Annotated in this window: 18 protein-coding genes and 1 pseudogene; 11 read left to right on the forward strand and 8 right to left on the reverse strand. The window is 71.9% G+C overall.

The window, feature by feature from the left end:
- Positions 1 to 29: 29 nt before the first annotated feature.
- Genes AC0VY3_RS32885 through AC0VY3_RS32900 form a run of 4 tightly spaced genes read left to right on the forward strand, consistent with a single transcriptional unit; the run spans position 30 to position 4,053 of the window.
- Positions 30 to 1,079 (forward strand): FecCD family ABC transporter permease, encoded by a 1,050-nt coding sequence (locus tag AC0VY3_RS32885; RefSeq protein WP_103508854.1) that lies wholly within the window; start codon positions 30 to 32, stop codon positions 1,077 to 1,079.
- Positions 1,076 to 2,170 carry a FecCD family ABC transporter permease gene (locus AC0VY3_RS32890; RefSeq protein ID WP_103508855.1) on the forward strand — a complete coding sequence of 365 codons (1,095 nt, stop codon included), beginning with the start codon at positions 1,076 to 1,078 and terminating at the stop codon, positions 2,168 to 2,170. Before AC0VY3_RS32885 ends, AC0VY3_RS32890 begins: the two co-directional genes overlap by 4 nt.
- Positions 2,167 to 3,066: an ABC transporter ATP-binding protein gene (locus AC0VY3_RS32895; protein WP_475551266.1), complete on the forward strand. Its 900-nt coding sequence runs from the start codon at positions 2,167 to 2,169 to the stop codon at positions 3,064 to 3,066. The genes AC0VY3_RS32890 and AC0VY3_RS32895 overlap by 4 nt, the downstream gene beginning before the upstream one ends.
- 3 nt (positions 3,067 to 3,069) lie before the next feature.
- Entirely contained in the window at positions 3,070 to 4,053 is a 984-nt protein-coding gene (locus AC0VY3_RS32900) for an ABC transporter substrate-binding protein (protein WP_103508857.1), read from the forward strand.
- Positions 4,054 to 4,152: 99 nt separating this feature from the next.
- Here AC0VY3_RS32900 and AC0VY3_RS32905 read toward each other — a convergent pair whose 3' ends face one another.
- Positions 4,153 to 5,400 carry a hypothetical protein gene (locus AC0VY3_RS32905; RefSeq protein WP_475551267.1) on the reverse strand — a complete coding sequence of 416 codons (1,248 nt, stop codon included), beginning with the start codon at positions 5,398 to 5,400 and terminating at the stop codon, positions 4,153 to 4,155.
- A 54-nt stretch (positions 5,401 to 5,454) separates the two neighbouring features.
- Between AC0VY3_RS32905 and AC0VY3_RS32910 the strand changes: the two genes are divergently transcribed.
- Positions 5,455 to 7,935, forward strand: coding sequence for a helicase-associated domain-containing protein (locus AC0VY3_RS32910; protein ID WP_475551268.1), 2,481 nt, complete (start codon positions 5,455 to 5,457; stop codon positions 7,933 to 7,935).
- 58 nt (positions 7,936 to 7,993) lie between these two features.
- Here the strand turns inward: AC0VY3_RS32910 and AC0VY3_RS32915 are convergent, their stop codons facing one another.
- From AC0VY3_RS32915 to AC0VY3_RS32925, 3 genes are read right to left on the reverse strand one after another with little or no spacing between them, the layout of a single operon-like run.
- Positions 7,994 to 9,070: a hypothetical protein gene (locus AC0VY3_RS32915; RefSeq protein WP_475551269.1), complete on the reverse strand. Its 1,077-nt coding sequence runs from the start codon at positions 9,068 to 9,070 to the stop codon at positions 7,994 to 7,996.
- Positions 9,071 to 9,103: 33 nt separating this feature from the next.
- A complete protein-coding gene (locus AC0VY3_RS32920) occupies positions 9,104 to 11,488 on the reverse strand; it encodes a hypothetical protein (RefSeq protein WP_475551270.1) in 2,385 nt (794 codons plus the stop codon).
- 3 nt (positions 11,489 to 11,491) lie between these two features.
- A complete protein-coding gene (locus AC0VY3_RS32925; RefSeq protein WP_475551271.1) occupies positions 11,492 to 11,941 on the reverse strand; it encodes a hypothetical protein in 450 nt (149 codons plus the stop codon).
- Between the two features lie 202 nt (positions 11,942 to 12,143).
- Between AC0VY3_RS32925 and AC0VY3_RS32930 the strand changes: the two are divergent.
- Positions 12,144 to 12,560: pseudogene (locus tag AC0VY3_RS32930) on the forward strand (WYL domain-containing protein); the annotation flags it as partial.
- A gap of 142 nt (positions 12,561 to 12,702) precedes the next feature.
- A complete protein-coding gene (locus AC0VY3_RS32935; protein ID WP_103508865.1) occupies positions 12,703 to 13,395 on the forward strand; it encodes a YqjF family protein in 693 nt (230 codons plus the stop codon).
- 37 nt (positions 13,396 to 13,432) lie between these two features.
- On the opposite strand, the gene AC0VY3_RS32940 is transcribed toward AC0VY3_RS32935, so the two are convergent.
- A complete protein-coding gene (locus AC0VY3_RS32940) occupies positions 13,433 to 14,023 on the reverse strand; it encodes a hypothetical protein (protein ID WP_258047130.1) in 591 nt (196 codons plus the stop codon).
- The gene (locus AC0VY3_RS32945) at positions 14,008 to 14,460 is read right to left on the reverse strand and encodes an SRPBCC family protein (RefSeq protein ID WP_258047131.1); all 453 of its coding nucleotides are present in this window, start codon (positions 14,458 to 14,460) and stop codon (positions 14,008 to 14,010) included. Before AC0VY3_RS32945 ends, AC0VY3_RS32940 begins: the two co-directional genes overlap by 16 nt.
- A 69-nt stretch (positions 14,461 to 14,529) precedes the next feature.
- On the opposite strand from AC0VY3_RS32945, the gene AC0VY3_RS32950 reads away from it, so the two are divergent.
- Complete coding sequence (locus tag AC0VY3_RS32950; protein ID WP_103508860.1) at positions 14,530 to 15,057, forward strand: MarR family winged helix-turn-helix transcriptional regulator; 528 nt, start codon at positions 14,530 to 14,532, stop codon at positions 15,055 to 15,057.
- 169 nt (positions 15,058 to 15,226) lie between these two features.
- Positions 15,227 to 16,870 carry a DNA repair helicase XPB gene (locus tag AC0VY3_RS32955; protein ID WP_103508861.1) on the forward strand — a complete coding sequence of 548 codons (1,644 nt, stop codon included), beginning with the start codon at positions 15,227 to 15,229 and terminating at the stop codon, positions 16,868 to 16,870.
- A 22-nt stretch (positions 16,871 to 16,892) separates the two neighbouring features.
- On the opposite strand, the gene AC0VY3_RS32960 is transcribed toward AC0VY3_RS32955, so the two are convergent.
- Positions 16,893 to 17,084: a hypothetical protein gene (locus AC0VY3_RS32960; RefSeq protein WP_086780261.1), complete on the reverse strand. Its 192-nt coding sequence runs from the start codon at positions 17,082 to 17,084 to the stop codon at positions 16,893 to 16,895.
- Between the two features lie 373 nt (positions 17,085 to 17,457).
- Here AC0VY3_RS32960 and AC0VY3_RS32965 point away from each other — a divergent pair, with 373 nt between their 5' ends.
- Positions 17,458 to 19,572, forward strand: a complete 2,115-nt coding sequence (locus AC0VY3_RS32965; protein ID WP_475551272.1) for a HelD family protein — start codon at positions 17,458 to 17,460, stop codon at positions 19,570 to 19,572.
- Positions 19,573 to 19,626: 54 nt separating this feature from the next.
- Here AC0VY3_RS32965 and AC0VY3_RS32970 read toward each other — a convergent pair whose 3' ends face one another.
- Positions 19,627 to 20,316, reverse strand: coding sequence for a copper homeostasis protein CutC (locus AC0VY3_RS32970; RefSeq protein ID WP_103508863.1), 690 nt, complete (start codon positions 20,314 to 20,316; stop codon positions 19,627 to 19,629).
- 262 nt (positions 20,317 to 20,578) lie between these two features.
- Here AC0VY3_RS32970 and AC0VY3_RS32975 point away from each other — a divergent pair, with 262 nt between their 5' ends.
- Entirely contained in the window at positions 20,579 to 22,909 is a 2,331-nt protein-coding gene (locus AC0VY3_RS32975) for a heavy metal translocating P-type ATPase (RefSeq protein WP_475551273.1), read from the forward strand.
- The last annotated feature ends 28 nt before the right edge of the window (positions 22,910 to 22,937 follow it).

Here is a 22,937-nt window from a genome sequence, read left to right on the forward strand (position 1 = left end):
CACGCACCGGGCCGACACGATGGGTTCAGATGTCAGCGTCAGCACCGGTGCGGGCCGCCGCGCCACCCGGAGTGCCCCGAGCACCCCGCCTCTCCCGACGCGCGACCGCGACGGTCGCGGCCGTCGTCGCCCTGCTGCTCGCGATCCTGCTGAGCCTCGCCGTCGGCGCGCGTTCCATCCCGCCGGGCGAGGTGCTGGACGCCCTGCTGCACGGCGGGCACTCCGACGCCGCCGAGGTGATCCGCACGATGCGGGTGCCGCGCACGCTCATCGGGCTGATGGTCGGCGCGGCGCTGGCGCTCGCGGGCACGGTGCTCCAGGGCATCACCCGGAACCCGATCGCCGACCCCGGCATCCTCGGCATCAGCCAGGGCGCGTCGGTGGCGGTGGTGATGGCCATCGCGTTCGCCGGGGTCCACACGCTCACCGGGTATGTGTGGTTCGCCTTCGCGGGCGCGGCGCTCGCCTCGGTCGCCGTGTACGCCATCGCCTCCCGCGGACGCGGCGGCGCGACCCCGGTGAAGCTCGCGCTCGGCGGTGCGGCGATCAACGCGCTGCTGGTGTCGGTGACGATGGGGATCCTCACGACGAAGGCGTCCGCGCTGGACGAGTTCCGCTTCTGGCAGGTCGGCTCGATCGCGGGCCGGGAGGCGGACGTCGTCCAGCAGGTGTGGCCGTTCCTGCTCCTCGGCACCGTCCTCGTGCTCTCCGTCGCCCGCGGCCTGGACGCGCTCGCGCTCGGCGAGGACGTGGCGAAGGGACTCGGGCAGAACGTCGCGGCGGTCCGGATCGTCGGTGGCATCGGGGCGACCGTGCTGACCGGGGTCGGGGTCGCCGCCGCCGGTCCGATCGCGTTCATCGGGCTCGCCGTCCCGCACATCGCCCGCGCGGTCGTCGGCAACGACCACCGCTGGGTGCTGCCCATGGCGGCGCTGATCGGGCCCGTGATGCTGCTGGTCTCGGACGTCGTCGGCCGGATCGTCTTCCCGCCGAGCGAGGTCCCGGCGGGCGTGATGACGGCACTGATCGGGGTGCCGTTCCTGGTCGCCCTCGTACGCCGGAAGGCGGTGCCGGCATGAGTGTCGCCCGTACGCCCGAGAAGACCGTGCAGCCCGTACGGGTCCGGCCCGCCGGGTACGCCGTCGTGAAGGCCGGGCCGCGCGGCCGGTTCCTGCTGCACCGCAGGGCGTCCGTCGCGGCGGCGGCCCTGGTCGTCCTCCTGGCCGCCGTGTGCGTCGCCTACCTCTGCGTGGGCGAGAGCTTCGTCGCGCCCGGCGAGGTCGTGAAGGTGATCCTCGGGCAGCCGTCCTCGGCCGAGCTGGTCGTGGGCACGCTCCGGCTGCCGCGCATGGTCGTCGGGCTGCTGGTCGGCGCCGCGTTCGGGGTCGCCGGGGCGCTGATCCAGACGGTCGCCCGCAACCCGCTGGCCAGCCCCGACATCATCGGCATCAGCCAGGGCGCGAGCGCGCTCACGGTCGGTGCGATGACCTTCGGCATCACCTCGTACACCGTCCTGCCCTACCTCTCCGTCATCGGCGGAGTGGCCGCGGCGGCGCTCGTCTACGTCTTCGCCTGGCGCGGCGGCCTGCACGCCACCCGCTTCGTCCTCATCGGCATCGGCTTCGCCGTCGCCCTGCGGTCGGTGACCACACTGTTCCTGACCAAGGGCGACTACCTGGTCGCCCAGCAGGCGCAGATCTGGATGACCGGTTCGCTGAACGGTCGGGGCTGGTCGGAGGCCGCCCCGATCGGCTGGACGCTGCTGGTGCTGCTGCCCGCCATCGCCTGGGCGGCCCGCGCGCAGCGCACCGTCACGATGGACGACGACACCGCCACCGCGCTGGGCGTGCGCCTGGGGCGGGTACGGCTCGGTCTGGTCGCGCTCGGTGTGGTCCTGGCGTCCGTGGCGACGGGCACGGCCGGCCCGGTGGACTTCGTGGCGCTGCTCGCCCCGCAGATCGCCCGCCGGATGACCCGGACCGCGCAGATCCCGCTGCTGTCCTCGGCGCTGCTGGGCGCGGTGATCGTCGTCCTCGGCGATCTGCTCGCCCGCAGGCTGTTCTCGCCCACCGAACTGCCGGTGGGCGTCCTCACGGCGGCGGTCGGCGCCCCGTACCTGATCTGGCTGATCATCCGCGGTCACCGCGGCCGCAGTGGAGGCACCGCATGAGCCCGACGACATCCGACGCAGCACAGCGGACCGGCCGCCTCGCGGCCCGCGCCCTGACGCTCGCGTACGAGGACCGCACCGTGGTCCACGAGCTGGACCTCACCGTGCCCGACGGGCAGGTCACCGTCATCGTCGGCCCGAACGCCTGCGGCAAGTCCACCACCCTGCGGGCGCTCGGCCGGCTGCTGAAGCCGCGCGGCGGGGCGGTCCTGCTGGACGGCACGGAGCTGGCGCGGATACCGACGAAGCAGATCGCCCGGTCCATCGGACTGCTCCCGCAGACCCCGGTCGCACCGGAGGCGATCACCGTCTCCGACCTGGTCGCCCGGGGCCGCCAGCCGCACCAGAGCTGGTGGCAGCAGTGGTCGGACGAGGACGAGCGCGCGGTGACCGACGCCATGTCCCGTACGGATGTGACGGCGCTGGCCGACCGGTCGGTGGACGAGCTGTCGGGCGGCCAGCGCCAGCGGGTGTGGATCGCGATGGCCCTGGCCCAGAACACGGACCTGCTGCTGCTCGACGAGCCGACGACGTATCTGGACATCGCACACCAGGTGGAAGTCCTGGACCTGGTAAGGCAGTTGGCCTCACCTGCCGCGGACGGCACCCGGGGCCGTACGGTCGTCACCGTGCTGCACGACCTCAACCAGGCGGCCCGGTACGCGGACCGCCTGGTCGCCATGAAGGAGGGCCGGATCGTCGCGGAGGGCGCCCCCGGGGACATCGTCACGGCCGAGCTCGTCCGCGAGGTATTCGGCCTGGAGGCGGTGATCGTCCCGGACCCGGTGACGGGCTCGCCGCTCGTCGTCCCGAGCGCCCCCTGGGCCCCGGCGCTCACCACGTCGCCCGCCCCGTCCGTCTCAGCCTCCGACCCGACTCCCGGAAAGGTCCTCTGACCCATGACCCAGCGCAGCTTCCTTCCCCGCGCCCTGGCCGCCGTGTCCCTGACCACGGTCGCCGCTCTGACCCTGGCCGCCTGCGGTGGGTCCGAGGACTCCGGTTCCGCATCCGGCTCCGCTTCCTCCGGCGGCTCCACGCGTACGGTCAGGACGCCGATGGGCGACGTGAAGGTCAAGAAGGCCCCCGAGCGGGTGGTCGTCCTGGACACCGCCGAACTGGACTCGGCCCTCACCCTCGGTGTGAAGCCGGTCGGCGCGACCCATGCGGACGTGACGTCGGGCTTCCTGAACTACCTGCCGAAGGACCAGCTCTCGGGCATCAAGGACGTCGGTCAGATGATGACCCCGAACCTGGAGGCCATCGCCGCCCTGCAGCCCGACCTCATCCTCACCAGCAAGATCCGGCACGGCGACAAGTACGACGAGCTGTCGAAGATCGCGCCGACCGTGATGACGGAGAACACCGGCCACCCCTGGAAGGAGAACTTCCAGCTCCACGCGGAGGCCCTCGGCAAGCAGACCGAGGCGAAGATGGTCGCCGACGACTACGCGAACCACGTGGCGGACGTGACCAAGGCACTCGGCGGCAAGAACAAGGCCGCCGCGACCGAGGTCAACATGGTCCGCTTCGTCGAGGGCGCGGACATCCGGATCTACGGCAAGAAGAACTACATCGCCACGATCCTGGCCGACGTGGGCCTGGGCCGCCCCGCGATCACGGACAAGGCCGAGGACGGCTTCTCCTACGACGTCAGCCCCGAGAAGATCGACCTCGCGGACGCGGACGTGGTCTTCCACTCGACGTACGGCGACCCTAAGAAGTCCAAGGAGACGGAGACCACCGGCAGCGGCCTGTGGAAGAACATGGACGCGGTGAGGAACGGCAAGGTCTTCGCGGTCGACGACCAGCTGTGGATCCAGGGCATCGGCTACACGGCGGCCGACAAGATCCTCGGCGAACTCCACAAGAGCCTGACGAAGTAGTCCGCCGGACATGCCGTAGGTAGGACCTTCGTCGAACTGCCGCCTGCCGGGCGACGGCGGCAGTTGGACGACAGGCCCTGGAGGAGGTGGGCCCGGCCGTCACCCCGTACGCCTCCGCGCCCGCCACACCAGGTAGAGCGCGGAGGCGACGGCGGCGACCCGGACGACCACCGGCCAGGTGTCCAGCAGGACGTCCCGCATCGCGCCCTCGCGGATCGGCTCGCCCCAGCGCCCCTCCATCCGGCCCCAGATCCATACGAGGGCCGTGGCCGCCACGACGCCCGGCAGGCCCAGCGCCGCCCACTTCGCCTCCGTACGGGAGAGGGTGCGCGAGCTGTACGCGATCAGCCAGCCGCCCGCCAGCGGCAGCCAGGAGCCGGTGACCACGCCGGCGATGAGCAGGACGGCGGCCAGGACCAGCAGCGGGTGCGCGAAGCCGCCGCGGGGGCCGGGGGCGGCGGCCTCGGGCTCGGCGACGACGGGGGCGGCCTTGCGGCGGCGGAGCTTCACGAGGCGCAGGGCGCGGCGGCGCCGGGCGGTCCCGGCGGCCCCGTCCTCCGCTGCTTCGCCCTCCTCGGGCTCCTTCCCGTCGCCTTGCTTCTCTTCCTTCTTCTCGTCCTTTTCCAGGGGGCTCGGTCGGCGGCCCAGCAGCTCCGGGGCCTCGATGCCGCCGAAGAACCCGGGGATGGCGGTGCCCTCGTCGAAGGGGCCCGGCTCCAGGCGCCACCAGTCGGCCGCGCCGTCCGTGTCCCCCTGTCGGTCCTGGCCGAGCATGTGCGGGGCGTTGGGGTCGGGCCAGTCGCGGACCGGTACGTCGGCGTCGTCGGGGGCGGTCGAGGGGTGGGGTACGGCGGCCGTGTCGGCGGTCGTGTCCGTACGGCTGTCCGGCGTGTCCTCGGCATCGCGGCGCGACGCGCCCCGCCCGAAACCGGCTTTCGGCTTCCCGAGGCTCTGGGCCTCCCGGCTCCCGCCGGCCCCGGGCGCGGTCTCCTTGGGCCCTCCCGGCCCTTTGCGGAGGAGTCCGCTCCGGGGCCGGGGCAGGCCGCGCCGCTGCTGCTCGCCGGTGCCCGGCCCGGTCCGGGCGGACGGCAGCGGGACCGTGCCGTCCGCCGACCCGGCGGCCGCGGCGACCAGTTCGTCCGGGCTGCCCAGCCTGCCGATGATGCGCCGCACGGCCGCCGGGGAGTCCGCGCCCTCCGTGCCGCGCTGCCGGTCGATCTCGCCCCGGAGCGTCGAAACCAGGCGCATCCGGGCGCCCGACGACAGCTGTTGTTGCTGAGCCAGGTCGCCGACCCGGCTCAGGTAGTCGTAGACGAGCTGGTCGCTCTCGATCCCCACGCGGTGCATCCCCTCTACCGGCCCTGCCCCGACGGTAGCGTTCCAGCGGCTACCGTGGGACGGATGGGGACGACCACACCACCGCGCACGCTCGCCGAAGCCCTGCGCGCCCGGGGCGACGAATCGCTGGCAGGGCTGCTGCGTGCCCGCCCCGACCTCCTCAACCCGGTGCCGAACGACATCACCCAGCTCGCCACCCGGGCCGGCACCCGGGCGTCCGTCGTCCGCGCGCTGGAGCACCTGGACCGGTTCGCGCTGCAGACCGCCGAGGCGCTGGCGGTGGCCCCGGACCCGGCCCCGTACGACACCCTGCTCTCCCTGCTCACCGGCGACGGGCTCGACGACGGCGAACAGCGCGACGACGCGGGCGCGGCGATCACCGCCGCGCTGCCGGGCGCGCTGGCGACGCTGCGCGAACAGGCCCTCGTCTGGGGCGAGGACGACCGGCTGCGGCTGGTGCGCACGGCCCGCGAACTGCTCGCCCCGTCCCCGCAGCACCCCTCCCCCACGGGCCTCGGCCCCACGGTCGCCGAGGCCACAGCGGGCATGTCGCCGGGCCGGCTCCAGGAGATCCTGGCGGCGACCGGGCTGCCCGCCACGCACGACCCGGTCTCGGCGGTGGCGGCACTCTCGTCCCTCTTCACGGACCGGACGCGGATGGCGGCGCTGCTGGACACCGCCCCGGTGGAGGCGCTGTCGGTCCTGGACCGGCTGGTGTGGGGCCCGCCGTACGGCGAGGTCACTCCCAACCCCACCCCACCGGTGAAGTGGCTGCGCGACCGGGGCCTGCTGCTGCCGGTCTCCACCCGGACGGTGGTCCTGCCGCGCGAGGCGGCGCTGCATCTGCGCGCCGGGCGCGCGCACCGCGTACCGGAACCGGTCCCCCCGGCCGTCGCGGCGGCCGCGGAACGCGATCCACAGGCTGTGGACAGGGCGGCGGCGGGCCAGGCGTTCACCGCGCTGTCGACCGTCGAGGAGCTGCTGAAGCTCTGGAACGGCGGCGGCCCCGCGATCCTGCGCGCGGGCGGGCTGAGCGTACGGGAGCTGAAGCGCGCCGCGAACGCCCTGGACGTGACGGAGCCGATCGCCGCCTTCTGGATCGAACTCGCTTACGGTGCCGGCCTGTTGGCGCCCGACGGCGAGACGGACGAACGGTACGCGCCGACGCCCGCCTCCGACGAGTGGCTCGACCTGCCCGCCGAGGACCGCTGGACGCACCTCGCCACCGCCTGGCTCGCCGCCACCCGGACCCCGGGCCTGGTCGGCGGCCAGGACGCCAAGGGCCGGGCCCTGTCCACGCTCGGCCCGGAGCTGGACCGCTCGGCCGCCCCCGACGTACGCCGCCGGGTCCTGGCCCTCTTCGCCGAACTCCCGCCGGGCACCGCGCCGGACGCCGAGACGCTGCTGCGACGGCTGCGCTGGGAACGCCCGTTGCGCGGCGGACCGACCGCGTCGGCCACCGGTCAGGGCCCGGAGGGCACGGACCTCCGCTCGCGCCTCGCCCTGTGGACGCTCAACGAGGCGGAGCTGCTGGGCATCACGGGCCGGGGCGCGCTCTCCGCACAGGCCCGCGCACTGCTGGCGGAGGGCGAGAAAGCCGCCGCGGCACGCCTCGCCCCTCTCCTCCCCGACCCCCTGGACCACGTCCTGCTCCAGGCCGACCTGACGGCGGTGGCGCCGGGTCCGCTGGAACGCCCGCTGGCGGACACGCTCTCGGTCCTGGCGGAGGTGGAGTCGAAGGGCGGGGCGACGGTGTACCGCTTCACGCCCGGTTCGGTGCGCCGCGCCCTGGACGCCGGGCAGGCGGCGTCGGACCTGCACGCGTTCCTGGCCGCGCACAGCCGTACGCCGGTGCCGCAGCCGCTGAGCTATCTGATCGACGACGTGGCCCGCCGCCACGGCCATCTGCGGATCGGGGCGGCGTCCGCGTACGTACGCTGCGACGACGAGGCGGTCCTCAACGAGATCCTGGCCGACCGCCGCTCCACCGGCCTCCGGCTCCGCCGCCTCGCCCCCACGGTCCTGGCCTCCCAGTCCGACCCCGGCTCCCTCCTCGAAGCCCTGCGCGACATGGGCTACGCACCGGCCGCCGAATCCGCCGACGGCGACGTCCTGATCACCCGCGCCGGCGCCCGCCGCACCCCGCCCCGCACACCTCCGGTCCCGGTCCCCGAGGGCCCGCCGGTCCCGGACGACACGCTGCTCGGCGCGGCGGTCCGGGCGATCCGCGCGGGCGACACGGCCGCCACGGCGGTCCGCAAGGAACCGGCGGATGCCCCTTCCTCGCATGCCCCCTCCGGCTCCCTCCCCCGCACCACCCCCGCCGAGACCCTGGCCACGGTCCAGGCCGCGGCGATGACGGGCTCCACGGTCTGGATCGGCTACGTCAACGCGGACGGCGCGGCCAGCCAGCGCGTCATCGCCCCGGTCCGCGTGGAGGGCGGCTTCGTCACGGCGTACGACCACACGGCCGACGAGGTCCGCACCTACCCGCTGCACCGGATCACGGGGGTGGCGGAACTGGCGGAGGACGGGAAGGGGTAGGAGGGAGTTTCCCGGCCTGTGAGTGACGTGGGAACGACCTCGTGCGGCATGGGACCGGTCAGTTGGACGGGAGCTTCACGGAGGGGCAGCCGTGTTGCTTGCCGGCGGCGTCGAGGAAGGCTTGGAAGACGTCTCGGGAGGCCGAGTCCAACGGATCCGAGCGGTACAACCGTTTCAGGTAGCGATGGTCCCAGTGCACGCCGAGGTAGAGGTCCTTGCCTCCGCACTTCAGGATGGCCCTGCTGTTTCCGTCCACCACACCCGTGCCGTCCGGCAGGTCCTCGAAGCCCACGCCTGTCTTGAGACGTTCGTTGACGATGTTCGGGTCGAAGGTGGAACCGAACGACAACTGGGGTTCGTCCTGACCGCCGGACTGGTAGAGGTCGCAGGCCCAGGAGTCCGAGGGTGCTCCGCTGGTGCGCTGCACTTCGAGCGTGGCATCGCCCTTGGCCACGGCTCTGCCCGGCAGATGGAATCCGGGGATCTCGCATATCGAATCGGCTGTGATCGCCTCCGGGCTCGTAGGCGGCTGCACCTTGGGTGCCTGCAACGGAGTGTCGTCGGAGCACCCGGCAGCGGCGGCGACCTTCTGCGCTGCGTCCACGAGCACGCTCGTGAGTTTCTGGGGGTCCACGGTTCCCCTTCTCAGTTCCACCTCGACGACCTGGGCGTTGTCGGGTACCGGGGCCAACTTCACGCCGCCGTCCAGAACCCCGCGGACCTTGTACCGGCACTTCTCGGGCAGCATGACCCAGCCGCGGCTCCCGGAGACGGCCCCGGTGACTCCCCCCGACAGGAAGGACCTGCTTGAGGAGTTGTCCCAGGCGTGCGTACTGAACTGGAAATCCGGTGGGTGGACGGCGGTGTTCATCACCATCTCCAGCTCCTCGGCCCCCGTGATCCTGCTGGTGCGGCTCACCGTGCAGCGGAACGACACCTCGTCGCTGATGCCTTCCGTCACGTCCGAGATACGGCCCCGGGTGTCGAGGAGCGACTCGGCCTGCTCGCCGGTCAGCTTTCCCGCGCACAGTTCCGTGGCGGCGAACACGTTCGTGTCCCACCACAGGAACAGCCCGGCTAGGACCGACAGGCCCGTGCCGCTCGCGACGGCGGCGATCGCCTTCTTGTTCTTCATGCCTTGATCCTGCTTCCGGGCCGGATTCCTGTTCTAGACCTTCGGCTTGAGCGCGTCGATGGTGATGCCGCGGCCAGCGGCATAGCTCTGCTGGGCCTCGCTCTTGGCGACCTCCGTCACGGCATTGGACGCTGCGCCCGGCTGCTCCTGGTGCCAGTTGTCGAAGAAGGCATCGAGTGCGTCCATGGCTACGGCGTTTCGTGTCGACCGGTCTTCCCGCGCCACCATTCCGTTCTCATTCGTGACCGCGGTGAGCCACTGGTTGGCTCCGATGTCGACCGAGCGCTGCGCGATATCGCCGATCACGGGGATCCCGGTGATCAGACCGCCTCCGACGTGGTAGCCGTAGAACCTCTTGTCGGCGGCATCCGAGTTCGCCTGCTCCAGCTGCCCGATGCGGAGGTCTCCGCCGAGCGCGGTCATGCTGCCGAAGACCTCGCCGATCTTCGCCGCACGAGGAGTGATCGCGTCGCCGTCGGCGTACGTGTCGGACGCGAGCTGCTCCGCCATGTAGCCGAGTTGCCCCTGATACAGCTTGACGAAGTTCTCGGGCTCTTCGCCCTCAGGGACGTCGGAGATTCCTCGCATGAAGCGCAGAACGCTGGTCTGGCTGTTCTGGATCCTCGAATCGTCTCCGTGAGCGTACTCGTCGTCCCTCCCCACCCGGCCACCGGTGCCGTTGCCCGCCAGGATGTCCCCCGTGTCCTGCGTGTAGGTGAGCAGCGCGTTGGCCAGCGGATCCCGCATGTTGGCGTACTCCTCCTTCTTGAGCACTTCGTCGGCCTTGCCGATGCGGTCCGCCTTGCCCTCCTTGCCCTCGGCGTCGCCGTAGTCGAGCAGGTTGATCGTGTCGTGCATGATGCGAGCCTCGGCCTCGGTGTGGCGGCCGAGCTCCTCGCCCGGCGAGCCCGGCGGGCGCCCCGTGGTGGCAGCTTCGAGGGCGAGGCCCAGTCCGGCCCGGATGTCCTTGTCGAATGTGTCCTTGCCGGGGATCTCGAGGTTGCCGCGCCAGTCCACGGTGTTGGCGATGTCCCAGTCGCGCTTCGTCAGCAGGTACTCCAGGCGATTCTTGTCGCCGTCCGCCGCCGGGTCGAGGTAACCGGTCACCGTCTCGGGGTCGCGGCTCATGATCTCCAGCGCGCCGTCGACGGGGTCGTTGGCGAACCAGCCGTCGTTCTTGCCCTCGAACCGGCCGTAGAGGTCCCAGACATCCTGGTCCTTCGTCTCGGCCTCGATCATCTGGTCCGTGAGGTCGCCTAGGAACTGCGGCGAGTAGCCGCTGCCCTGCTGCATGAGGGTGGCCAGTCCCTGGTAGCCGCGGATCTCCTGGTCCTGGCCCCGCGTCAGGGGGGCCTTTTCGGCCGCGACATCAAGCTCGAACCTGTCGAGGCCCGTCTTCTTCAGGTCGGTCATGAAGTCGTTGTAGAACTTCGCGTCCTCGGTCTTCGACCACTTCGCGAACGCATCCTGGTACTCCTTGGTGCCGTACGCAGGGTTCCTCTTCCCTTCGACGAAGACCATCTGCGTCGCGGTGGACAGGGTGTTCGCCAGCAGCTTGTTCGTCTCGCCGTACAGACCCCTACGGCCGGCGTCACCGGAATGCGCGACGTTGTTCAGCGTGTTGGCGAGCTTGATCGTGCCCTCGGCGCCCAGGCCGGAGACGAAGTCGCGACTGAACTCCGTGCGGTGGGCGAAGGCCGGGTTGTTGTTGTCACGCACGATGCGCGCGAATCCCTCAACGTCGGCGTTCGAGACGTCCTGGCCGTTGTTGAGCCGGGTGGACACGTCCCTGACATACTCCAGCTCGTACTGCTCGATGTCGCTCTTGGCACCCGCGTTGAAGCCGTTGCGTGTGGCGTCCTGACCCGTGACGGCATCCTTGTTGCTGTCCTTCACGGCAGCCTGGAGGGCCAGCTTCACACCGGCGTCGGCGTCCTCGAACGCCGTGACGTACTTCTTGATCTGCCCGGCCCAGCTGTTCGCCGCCTTGTCGTACTGCGCTAGCGCCGCTTGGCCGTCGGGGTCGTGGACGTACCTGAAGCGTTCTTTGTCACTCAGAGCGGGGCGGACGTTTCCCTCATCATCGACGGCCATCTTGTCCTTTCGGGCGTCCGCCACCAGCGACTCGAGTCGCTGCTTCAGCTCGGTGAACTGTCCGTGCGCGTCCCGCAGCAGACTCGCGATGGCCTTCGCCTGCGTCCGGGCCGCCGCGTACTCGTACTGCGTGCCCGCGAAGTTCGTGTAGGCACTGCGCTGGCCTTCGCCCTGCCAGTTGTTGCCGCTCGCGAGTGGCCCGGTGGCGGCCGCGTAGGCCGACTCCGCCTTCTTGAATTCGGCGGCCATGTCGTCCCAGGCCTTGGCAGCAGCGGTGAGCTTGCCGTAGCTGGTCGTCATGATCTTCTTGTACGTGAGCCCCATGTCCTACCGCTCCTGCCAGCCGTACGCGCCGTTGAAAGGGAGTTGCCTCTTCAGTAGCTGGAATTCCGCGTACGCCTCGAGCTCACTCCCGAGGTACATACTCCGCGCGACGCCCAGGTTGTGGGACTCCGTGGCCAGGCGGCCCAGCAGGTTCTTGACCTGCTTGTTCCAGGTCTCCTCGGCCGTCTTCAGCCCCGCCGCCGTGTCCCAGCCCGCGAAGGCGGTGATCGCGACGGCCGTCTCCTCGTCGCTCTTCTTTCCCGCGTTCTCGGTCTGGGTCCTGATCTCGCCGGCCAGCTTGCCGGAAGCCGCCTTCTTCTGCGCCGAGTCCGTACCGAAGTCGGACCCGCCGCCCCCGCCGCTTGCCGGGGCCAGTTGATTGAGGCGCATGCGGTCGTCTTGGCGTGCGGCCGCCTCGCCGCGCAGTTGGGCCCATTCCTCGTCGAATCCCATCGTTGCTGCCCCCGTGGTACGCGTCGAGATGGTTTCTCCTTGGACACCAGTTCTATCAGGCATGTGGATGATGGCCGGGCACGATCGGCGCGGGGTGGATTTACGGTCGCTCGACGCCTCGCGACCGGTCCCGGTTCCTCGTGGCGCGGCCCGCGTTCCGGTTGCCGTACGTGTGGAACCCTCGCCCCTGGAGAACTCTCCGACCGCCCGCCGCACCCCGCCCCGCACACCTCCGGTCCCGGTCCCCGAGGGCCCGCCGGTCCCGGACGACACGCTGCTCGGCGCGGCGGTCCGGGCGATCCGCGCGGGCGACACGGCCGCCACGGCGGTCCGCAAGGAACCGGCGGATGCCCCTTCCTCGCATGCCCCCTCCGGCTCCCTCCCCCGCACCACCCCCGCCGAGACCCTGGCCACGGTCCAGGCCGCGGCGATGACGGGCTCCACGGTCTGGATCGGCTACGTCAACGCGGACGGCGCGGCCAGCCAGCGCGTCATCGCCCCGGTCCGCGTGGAGGGCGGCTTCGTCACGGCGTACGACCACACGGCCGACGAGGTCCGCACCTACCCGCTGCACCGGATCACGGGGGTGGCGGAACTGGCGGAGGACGGGAAGTCCTGACAGCCGGGTGGGGGCCGTCTGCGATGCTGCGGGCATGTCCTTCGCCGACCACGTCCCCGAGCCGAAGCGGGTGCCGCCGGAGACCGTGACACCCGGGCCGATGACCCCCGAACCCGTGTCGCCCATCCCGCCCGCCGCGCCGATGCCTCCGCTGCTCACGCAGTCCTGGCTGGATCTGGCGTTCCTGCACTGGGCCGTCGATCCGGCGTACGTGGCACCGCTGTTGCCGCGCGGCACCGTGCCGGACACCTTCGACGGGGCGACCTACGTGGGGCTCGTGGCGTTCCGGATGCACCGGGTGAGCGGGCTCGGGCTGCCGGGGATTCCGTACCTGGGTACGTTCCCCGAGACCAACGTCCGGCTGTACTCGGTGGACGAACGCGGTCGGCGCGGCGTCGTCTTCCGGTCCCTCGACGCCTCGCGCCTGATTCCGGTCACCGTGGCGCGGACCGCGTTCCGGCTGCCGTACGTGTGGTCCCGGATGGACATCGCGCGCTCCGGCGACACCCTCACGTACACGAGCACCCGGCGGTGGCCCGGTCCACGCGGTGCGCGGAGCAGGATCGTGCTGCGCACGGGGGACGTGATCGACGAACCCACCCCCCTGGAGCACTTCCTGACCGCCCGCTGGGCCCTGCACAGCTCGTTCTTCGGGCGGACCGTCCATCTGCCCAACGTCCATCCCCGGTGGCCCCTGCACCGGGCGGAGCTGGCCGAGTGCGACGAGGACCTGGTGGCCGCCGGAGGGCTGCCCGCGCCGGTCGGCGATCCGGTCAGCGTGCTGTACTCCCCCGGCGTCCCCGTGCGCTTCGGGCCGCAGCGGCGCGGGACCTGAGGCCTCGGCGGCCCCGGGCCCCGGGCCGGTACGGCCGTCAGGCGGGAGCCGTGTCCGAGAACCGCTCGAAGGTGTCCGCCCCCGTGGCGCCCTTCTTCCAGGTGACGGTCAACGTGCCGCCGTTCTGCCGCAGGTAGCCGACCCGGTCCTTGCTCTTGCCCCGGACGCCGTTCTCCTCGCACAGCAGAGCCGTCTCCAGGAAGTCACCGCTCTCGTCCTCCTGCCAGCGGCCCTTGCACTGCAACCCGTCGCGAATGCTGAGGATCGCGTTGATCCTCGCGGGCTCGTCGGTGTGCGCCTCGCCGAGCCCGAGCATCGTGGAGTCCGGCATTTTCCACACCGCCTGGAGCCCGGTGCCGGTGGGCTGAGGCACGAGCGGGTTGTCCGAGCGTGCGGGCGGCGAGGCGGACGGCTCAACGTCCGGGCCCGTCGTCGGGTCCGTCGCCTCCGGGCTCTCCCCGGTGCTCCCGTCGGCCCCGGACGCGCTCGGGGTCCCCACGGTCGTCGGTGACTTGGCGTCGTCGCCGCCGCTCTCGCTCCCCCGGTCCACGGCGAACCAGACCCCGCCGCCGATGCGCCGCCCCCGCGCACACCCGCTGTCCGGCTGTGAACTCAGCGGCTCCGCCAAGCCTGTTCCAGCATCTCCTGAACCCGTCGGAGATCCCCCCGTTCGGTGCGCGAGACCACGGCGGCGATCAGGGGGCGCAGGAGGCGATCGCTCCCGGTCAGGGTCACGCGCTTGACTATCTCCACCCGGCACGTGTCCTCGCCGGTCGCGGTCACCGAGCGGCTGCCCTCGGCGGTCGCGCCCTCGACGACCCGCCACGCGAAGGAGTGCCCCTCACGCACGTCCGAGACCTCGACCAGGCTCTCCACGACCCTGCCCAGCACACGAAGCGTCTCCTCCACCCGGGCTCCGTCCCGCACGGGGCCCGGCGGGCTCTGGGTCATTCTCTCCAGACCGGACCGCCACTCCAGGTCATTGCCGTAGACGCGGAGGAAATCCCACACGAACCCCGCGGGAGCCTGCACAACGGCCGTGGAGCGCACAGCGATGGGCTTCATCAGAGCACCTTCCTCATTTGATTAACCAGTTGACCATATACCGAATAACGAGTCCGGTACCATAGCGGTATGGCCGACAGTTCCGACATCCGCCCCGACTTCGCCGACGTCGCCGTCGCCCACTGGGAACGGGAGCGCCCCGATCTCGACTTCACCGCGATGGCCACGCTGGCGCGCTTCGCCCGACTCCACATCGCCGGCAGTCGCCGTGTGGACGCGGTCTTCGCCGCCCACGGCCTGGACCGCGGGGAGTTCGACGTCCTGGCCAGCCTTCGCCGTACGGGCGCGCCGCACGAGATGCCGCCCTCGCAGCTCGCGGAGATCCTCCTGATCACCCGCGCGGGGATGACCAAGCGCGTCGATCGCCTGGAGGCGCGCGGCCTCGTCACCAGGCGCGCCGACCCGGAGGATCGCCGCAGCCTCCGGATCTGCCTCACGCCCGAGGGGATCGTGCTCGTCGACGCGGCCGTCACCGAGCACGCCGCGAACGAGAACCGCCTCCTCTCCCTGCTCACCGAGGACGAGGCGCACGCATTCGACGCGACCCTGCGGAAGCTGCTGGCCGCCGTCGAGGAGCACCCGCCGGAGTCGACGTGACCGGGGATCGTCCGGGCGTCGCAGCCCGACACGTGATCGGCTGACCGGCCGCAGTCCGTGGGGCGGGCCCCTGCGCGCACGCCCACCCCGCCCCGCCCCGCCCCGCGATGCGGCACACTGGACGTTTGGCCGCAGCCGTGGCCGTACCCCGCAGAAAGGGCCGAAGCGCGTGACCGGACCCCTCATCGTCCAGAGTGACAAGACGCTGCTCCTCGAGGTCGACCACGACCAGGCGGACGCCTGCCGTCGTGCCATCGCGCCGTTCGCGGAGCTGGAGCGTGCGCCCGAGCACATCCACACGTACCGGGTCACCCCGCTCGGGCTGTGGAACGCCCGTGCCGCCGGGCACGACGCCGAGCAGGTCGTCGACGCCCTGGTCGAGTACTCCCGCTACCCCGTGCCGCACGCGCTCCTGGTCGACATCGCCGAGACGATGGCGCGGTACGGGCGGCTCACCCTGTCCAAGCACCCGGTGCACGGGCTCGTGCTCACCAGCACCGACCGGCCCGTGCTGGAGGAGATCCTCCGGTCGAAGAAGGTCCAGCCGCTGGTCGGGGCCCGGATCGACCCGGACACCGTGGCCGTGCACCCCTCCGAGCGCGGGCAGGTCAAGCAGACCCTGCTCAAGCTGGGGTGGCCCGCGGAGGACCTTGCCGGTTACGTCGACGGCGAGGCCCATCCGATCGAGCTGGCCGAGGACGGCTGGGCGCTGCGGCCGTACCAGAAGCAGGCCGTGGAGGGCTTCTGGCACGGTGGGTCGGGGGTCGTGGTGCTGCCCTGCGGGGCCGGGAAGACGCTGGTGGGGGCCGGCGCCATGGCCGAGGCCAAGGCGACCACGCTGATCCTCGTGACCAACACCGTCTCCGCCCGGCAGTGGAAGCACGAGCTGGTGAAGCGGACCTCGCTGACCGAGGACGAGATCGGCGAGTACAGCGGGACCCGCAAGGAGATCCGGCCGGTCACCATCGCCACCTACCAGGTGCTGACCACCCGGCGTAAGGGCGTCTACCCGCACCTGGAGCTCTTCGACTCCCGCGACTGGGGGCTCGTCGTCTACGACGAGGTGCATCTGCTGCCCGCGCCCGTCTTCAAGTTCACCGCCGACCTCCAGGCCCGGCGGCGGCTGGGTCTCACCGCGACCCTGGTGCGGGAGGACGGGCGGGAGTCGGATGTGTTCTCGCTCATCGGCCCGAAGCGGTTCGACGCCCCGTGGAAGGAGATCGAGGCGCAGGGCTACATCGCGCCCGCCGACTGCGTGGAGGTACGGGTCAACCTCACCGACTCCGAGCGGCTCGCGTACGCGACCGCCGAGACGGAAGAGAAGTACCGGTTCTGCGCGACCACGGCCACCAAGCGGAAGGTCACCGAGGCGCTGGTACGCAAGCACCAGGGCGAGCAGACCCTCGTCATCGGGCAGTACATCGACCAGCTCGACGAGCTGGGGGAACACCTGGACGCGCCCGTCATCAAGGGCGAGACCAGCAACGCCCAGCGCGAGAAGCTCTTCGAGGCGTTCCGCCAGGGCGAGATCAGCGTCCTCGTCGTCTCCAAGGTCGCCAACTTCTCCATCGACCTGCCGGAGGCCACCGTGGCCATCCAGGTCTCCGGAACCTTCGGGTCACGCCAGGAGGAGGCGCAGCGACTGGGCCGCGTCCTGCGGCCGAAGGCCGACGGGCACGAGGCCCGGTTCTACTCGGTCGTCGCCCGGGACACCATCGACCAGGACTTCGCGGCGCACCGCCAGCGGTTCCTGGCCGAGCAGGGGTACGCGTACCGCATCGTCGACGCGGACGAGCTGCTCGCGGGCAACTGACGCCTCCGGAAGGGGCGGGCGTTCAGCGGCCGCGGCCGACGACGCCCGCCTCTTCCGCGTACTCCCCCAGGACGACGACGCCGAACGCCGTGGTCACGAAGACCTTCACGGCGCGCAGCGCGTCGCCGACGCGGTGGGGTCGGTGGTCACCGGTCGCCGCGGTCGCGCCGTGCGCGGGGCCGGTCGTGCGGGGGTTCAGGGTGGCTGTGCTCATGTATCCATGGTGCTCCCGTCACCCGTTCGGGCGCGTCGGCCCGCAGACGGAACCCGGTGAGCGGGCGCGTAGGTCTGCGGTGCCATGCCGGGGCCCGGCGTCCCCTACGGGTATCCCTTGGACCGCCGCCTCCGGCGGAGCCCGTATTCCGTTTCGACCGAGCCCCGCCCTGTGGCTACAATCGCCGGTCTGCCCGCCTCCCGAACCGTGGTACCGGCCTTTCGCTGCCGGCAGCCGGGGGAGCGCCGCCGGCCGGACGGAAACCGGCCGACAACCACGCGAAGCGACCTTCCGAGCGGACCGCCCTGCTCCGGCCTCAGCCGGTGCCGGCGCGCGGTCCGCCGTCCTGCGTTGAAGAGCCGGAGGCATCACCGTGCCCGCGCACGTAGCAGAAAGCGATTCCACCCCCGACCCGACCGACCCCCCGGACCCCGTCGACCCGCTGGCGCACGAACGCGCCCATCTCGCCGCGTCCCGCGCCGCACTGCGCGGGATGCGCGAGGACGTCCAGGCCCTCGACATCCGTGATGTCACCGCGAACTGGGTCAACGCCGAAGTGCTCCAGTCCCAGATCGACGACCGCATCAAGGCGCTCGCCGATCTCTCGCACACCCCGCTGTTCTTCGGCCGTCTCGACTATCTGCACGCCGTCGGCGGCGAGCCGGCCGAGGGCGCGGACGGCGAGCGGTTCTACATCGGCCGCCGCCATGTCCACGACGCCGCCGGCGACCCGATGGTCATCGACTGGCGTGCGCCGGTCTCCCAGCCGTACTACCAGGCGTCCCGGAAGAACCCGCAGGACGTCGGACTCCGCCGCCGCTTCGGCTACACGGCCGGCGAGCTGACCGCGTACGAGGACGAGCACCTCACCGATCCCGCCGAGGACGGCCCCGGGGCCGAACACACCAGCCGGCTCCTCCAGGCGGAGATCGAGCGGCCGCGCGTCGGCCCGATGCGCGACATCGTCGCCACCATCCAGCCCGAGCAGGACGAGATCGTCCGCAGCGGCCTCGGCGGCACCGTCTGCGTGCAGGGCGGGCCCGGCACCGGGAAGACCGCCGTCGGCCTGCACCGGGTCGCGTTCCTGCTCTACGCGCACCGCGACCGGCTCGCCCGCACCGGCACCCTCGTCATCGGGCCGAACCGTTCTTTCCTGCACTACATCGAGCAGGTCCTGCCCGCGCTCGGCGAGCTGGAGGTGAGGCAGGCCACCGTCGACGATCTGGTGCGCACCGGCGTCGAGGTCCGGGGCGAGGACGAGGCGGCCACTGCCGTCGTCAAGGGCGACGCCCGGATGGCCGAGGTGCTGCGGCGGGCCGTCCGCTCCCATGTGACCGCCCCCGCCGAGCCCGTCGTCGTGGTGCGCGGCTCCCGGCGCTGGCGGGTGCCGGTGTACGAGATCCAGGAGATGGTCGACGAGCTGCTGGCCCGCGACATGCGGTACGGGGCGGCGCACGAGGCGCTGCCGCAGCGGATCGCGCACGCCGTCCTCGTACGGATGGAGGAGGCCGGGGAGGCGCCCGACGACCGGGTGCAGAACGCCGTGGCCCGCAACCCCGCCGTGAAGGCGGCCGTCAAGGCGGTCTGGCCCGCCGTGGACCCGGCGAAGCTGGTGCTGCGGCTGCTCTCCGACGCGGAGTTCCTGGCCGCGCACGCGGAAGGCCTGCTGAGCGAGGACGAGCAGAAGCGGCTGCTGTGGGCGAAGCCCGCCCGCAGTGTGAAGTCCGCGAAGTGGTCGGCGGCGGACGCCGTGCTGATCGACGAGGCGAGCGATCTGATCGCCCGGACGCACTCGCTCGGCCATGTCGTGCTCGACGAGGCGCAGGACCTGTCCCCCATGCAGTACCGGGCGGTGGGGCGGCGCTGCTCGACCGGTTCGGCCACCGTCCTCGGCGACCTCGCGCAGGGGACGACGCCGTGGTCCACGGAGAGCTGGGGCGAGGCGCTGTTCCACCTGGGCAAGGCTGACGCGGTGGTGGAGGAGCTGACGGCCGGTTTCCGTGTGCCGCGCGAGGTCATCGCGTACGCCTCCCGGCTGCTGCCCGCGATCTCGCCGGGGCTTGCGGCGGTGGAGTCGGTGCGGGAGTCGCCGGGCTCCCTGTCCGTACGGGAGGTGGCGTCGGCCAAGGAGCTGGACGCGGCCGTCGTCGCCGCCTGCGAGGAGTCGCTCGGCCACGAGGGGTCGATCGGGCTGATCGCCGCCGACGCCCGGATCCCGGGGCTGGGCGCGGCCCTGACGGCGGCGGGCCACGCGTATCTCTCCCCCGGTGAGGAGACCACCGCCGCGTCCCGGCTGACGCTGGTGCCCGCGTCGCTGGCCAAGGGCCTGGAGTACGACTACGTGGTGCTCGACGAACCGGCGGCCGTGGTCGACGGCGAACCGGACGAGCGGACCGGGCTGCGGCGGCTGTACGTGGCGCTGACCCGTGCGGTGTCGGGGCTGACCGTGCTGCACGCGGCCCCGTTGCCGGAGGCGTTGGCGGCGTAGGACCGTGAGGGGGAGCGGGACTTCCGGTCCCGCCCCCGGCTCCCCGGGCGGGCCTCAGGCGTCCAGCGCCTCGCGCCACTCCCGTACCGCTGCCGCGTCCACCGGCGCCGACCAGCCCCGGGGCCGGGCCGCGCCGCCGATGTGGAAGGCGTCGATCCCGGCGGCCAGCAGCTGCGGCAGGTGGTGCAGGTGGAGCCCGCCGCCGACCAGGACCTGCGCCTCGTATCCGGGCTCGCCGGTACGGGCCGCCTCGGCCAGGAGCGTCGGAATGCCCGCGTCCACCCCGGCCGCCGAACCCGCCGTGAGGAACGTGTCGAGCCCGGGCAGGTCCGCGAGCTGCTTGCGCAGGGCGTCGCGGTCGGCGGCCCGGTCGATCGCCCGGTGGAACGTCCACCGGCAGCCGTCCAGCTCGGCGACGAGCCGTTCGACGGCGACGAGGTCGGGGTGGCCCTCCTCGTCGAGGAAGCCGAGCACGAACTCGTCGGCCCCCGCCTCCCGCATCTCGCGGGCCTTGCCGATCAGTACATCGATGTCACCGGCGGCGAAGCCGTCCGCCACCCTGAGCATCACGCGCAGCGGGATGTCCACGGCGGACCTGATCGCCGTGAAGGTCTCCCGTGACGGTGTCAGACCGTCGGCGGCCATGTCGGTGACCAGTTCGAGGCGGTCTGCACCACCGGCCTGGGCAGCGACCGCGTCCTCCGCGTCGAGAGCGATCACCTCCAGGACTGCACGGTTGCTCATGGGTCCCCATTCCTCCGATACACAGCTATAGGTCTAGTCCAATGGCCAGCCTACGGGTCGGTAGACGGACAGCCCAGCCCTCCATCTCAACGCACGACCGCGGCGGCGCGCGAGCCGGCCCCGCAGACGAGTGACCCGCGCCGTCGGCACTCCCTCCGCAACCTCTCCCGCCACACCTTGCACTTCATAGGGGTGGGGGGTATACATGAGGAGAGAAAGAGATACCCCCTAGGGGTATCCAGACGGCTTCAGGGAGGACCCCGTGTCCGCGCACTCCGCCACCACCGCCGGTACCACCGCCGGCTCCGAGGCCGGCACCACCGCGGTCGAGCTCGCGATCGGCGGGATGACCTGCGCCTCGTGTGCCGCCCGTATCGAGAAGAAGCTCAACCGGATGGACGGCGTCGAGGCCACCGTGAACTACGCCACCGAGAAGGCGAAGGTCACCTACCTGGGCGCCGATGTGTCCGTCGACGACCTGATCGCGACCGTCGAGGCCACCGGCTACACCGCCCGGCCACCCGCGCCACCCGCACCGCCCGCTTCCCCCGGGAGCAACGGTACGGAGACGGCGGGCGCGGCCGGCACGGCGGGTTCGGCGGCACAGAGCGCGGAGGACGACGGGCTCACCACCCTGCGCCAGCGCCTGGTCACCGCCGTCCTCCTGTCCGTCCCGGTGATCGCGATGGCGATGGTCCCGGCGCTCCAGTTCGACTACTGGCAGTGGCTCTCGCTGACCCTGGCCGCACCGGTCGTCACCTACGCCGCCTGGCCGTTCCACCGTGCCGCCTGGACCAACGCGAAGCACGGTGCGGCGACGATGGACACGCTGATCTCCGTCGGCACGTCGGCCGCGTTCCTGTGGTCGTTGTGGGCGCTGTTCTTCGGGACCGCGGGCATGGTCGGGATGACGCACCCCTTCGAGCTGACCATCGCCCGCAGCGACGGCGCCGGGAACATCTATCTGGAGGCCGCGGCCGGGGTGACGGCGTTCATCCTCGCCGGGCGCTACTTCGAGGCACGTTCGAAGCGGAAGGCCGGGGCGGCGCTGAAGGCGCTGATGGAGCTGGGCGCGAAGGAGGTCACGGTCCTGCGCGACGGCGTCGAGACGACGATCCCGACCGCCGCGTTGCAGGTCGGGGACCGCTTCCTGGTCCGCCCCGGGGAGAAGATCGCGACGGACGGAACCGTCGTCGAGGGCTCCTCCGCCGTGGACGCCTCGATGCTCACCGGCGAGTCCGTACCCGTCGAGGTCTCGGCCGGCGACACCGTCACCGGAGCCACCCTCAACGCCGGCGGACGCCTCGTCGTCGAAGCCACCCGCGTCGGAGCCGACACCCAACTCGCCCGCATGGCCCGCCTCGTCGAAGACGCCCAGAACGGAAAGGCATCAGCCCAACGCCTCGCCGACCGCATCTCCGCCGTCTTCGTCCCCATCGTCATCGCCCTCGCCCTCGCCACCCTCGGCTTCTGGCTCGGCAACGACGCCGGACTCACCGCCGCCTTCACCGCGGCCGTCGCCGTCCTCATCATCGCCTGCCCCTGCGCCCTCGGCCTCGCCACCCCCACCGCCCTCATGGTCGGCACCGGCCGCGGCGCCCAACTCGGCATCCTCATCAAAGGCCCCGAAGTCCTGGAAACCACCCGCCGCGCCGACACCATCGTCCTCGACAAGACCGGCACCGTCACCACCGGCCGCATGACCCTCCAGACCACCCACACCACCGACACCACCACCGAGGCCGAAGTCCTGCGCCTGGCAGGCGCGCTGGAGAACGCCTCCGAACACCCCATCGCCCAGGCCGTCGCCACCGCCGCGGCCGACGCCACCGGCCCGCTGCCCACCCCCGAGGACTTCCAGAACATCCCCGGACTCGGCGTCCAGGGCGTCGTCGAGGGCCACGCCGTCCTCGTCGGGCGCGAACAGTTGCTGGCCGAGTGGGAGATCCGTCTCCCCGCTCCTCTCGCCGAGGCGAAGAAGGCCGCCGAGGCCGCCGGGCGTACGGCGATCACCGTCGCCTGGGACGGGGAGGCGCGCGCGGTGCTGGAGGTCGCCGACGCGGTGAAGGACACCAGCGCCGAGGCCGTCCGCCGGCTCCGTGACCTCGGCCTGACCCCGATCCTCCTCACCGGTGACAACCGGGCCGTGGCGGAGTCGGTGGCCGCCGAGGTCGGCATCGACGAGGTGTACGCGGAGGTCATGCCGCAGGACAAGGTCGATGTGGTCAAGCGCCTTCAGGCGGAGGGCCGTTCGGTCGCGATGGTCGGGGACGGGGTCAACGACGCCGCCGCCCTCGCCCAGGCCGACCTGGGCCTCGCGATGGGCACGGGCACCGACGCCGCCATCGAGGCGGGCGACCTCACCCTGGTCCGCGGCGACCTCAACGCCGCCGCCGACGCGATCCGCCTCTCCCGCCGCACCCTCTCCACCATCCGCACCAACCTCTTCTGGGCCTTCGCCTACAACGTCGCCGCCCTTCCGCTGGCCGCCGCCGGACTCCTCAACCCGATGATCGCCGGAGCCGCGATGGCGTTCTCGTCCGTCTTCGTGGTCGGCAACTCCCTGCGGCTGCGCACCTTCAAGGGCGTGTGAGGCCCGGGACACGACGTCCGGGCGCGGC

Source organism: Streptomyces sp. iso_384 (assembly GCF_056172905.1).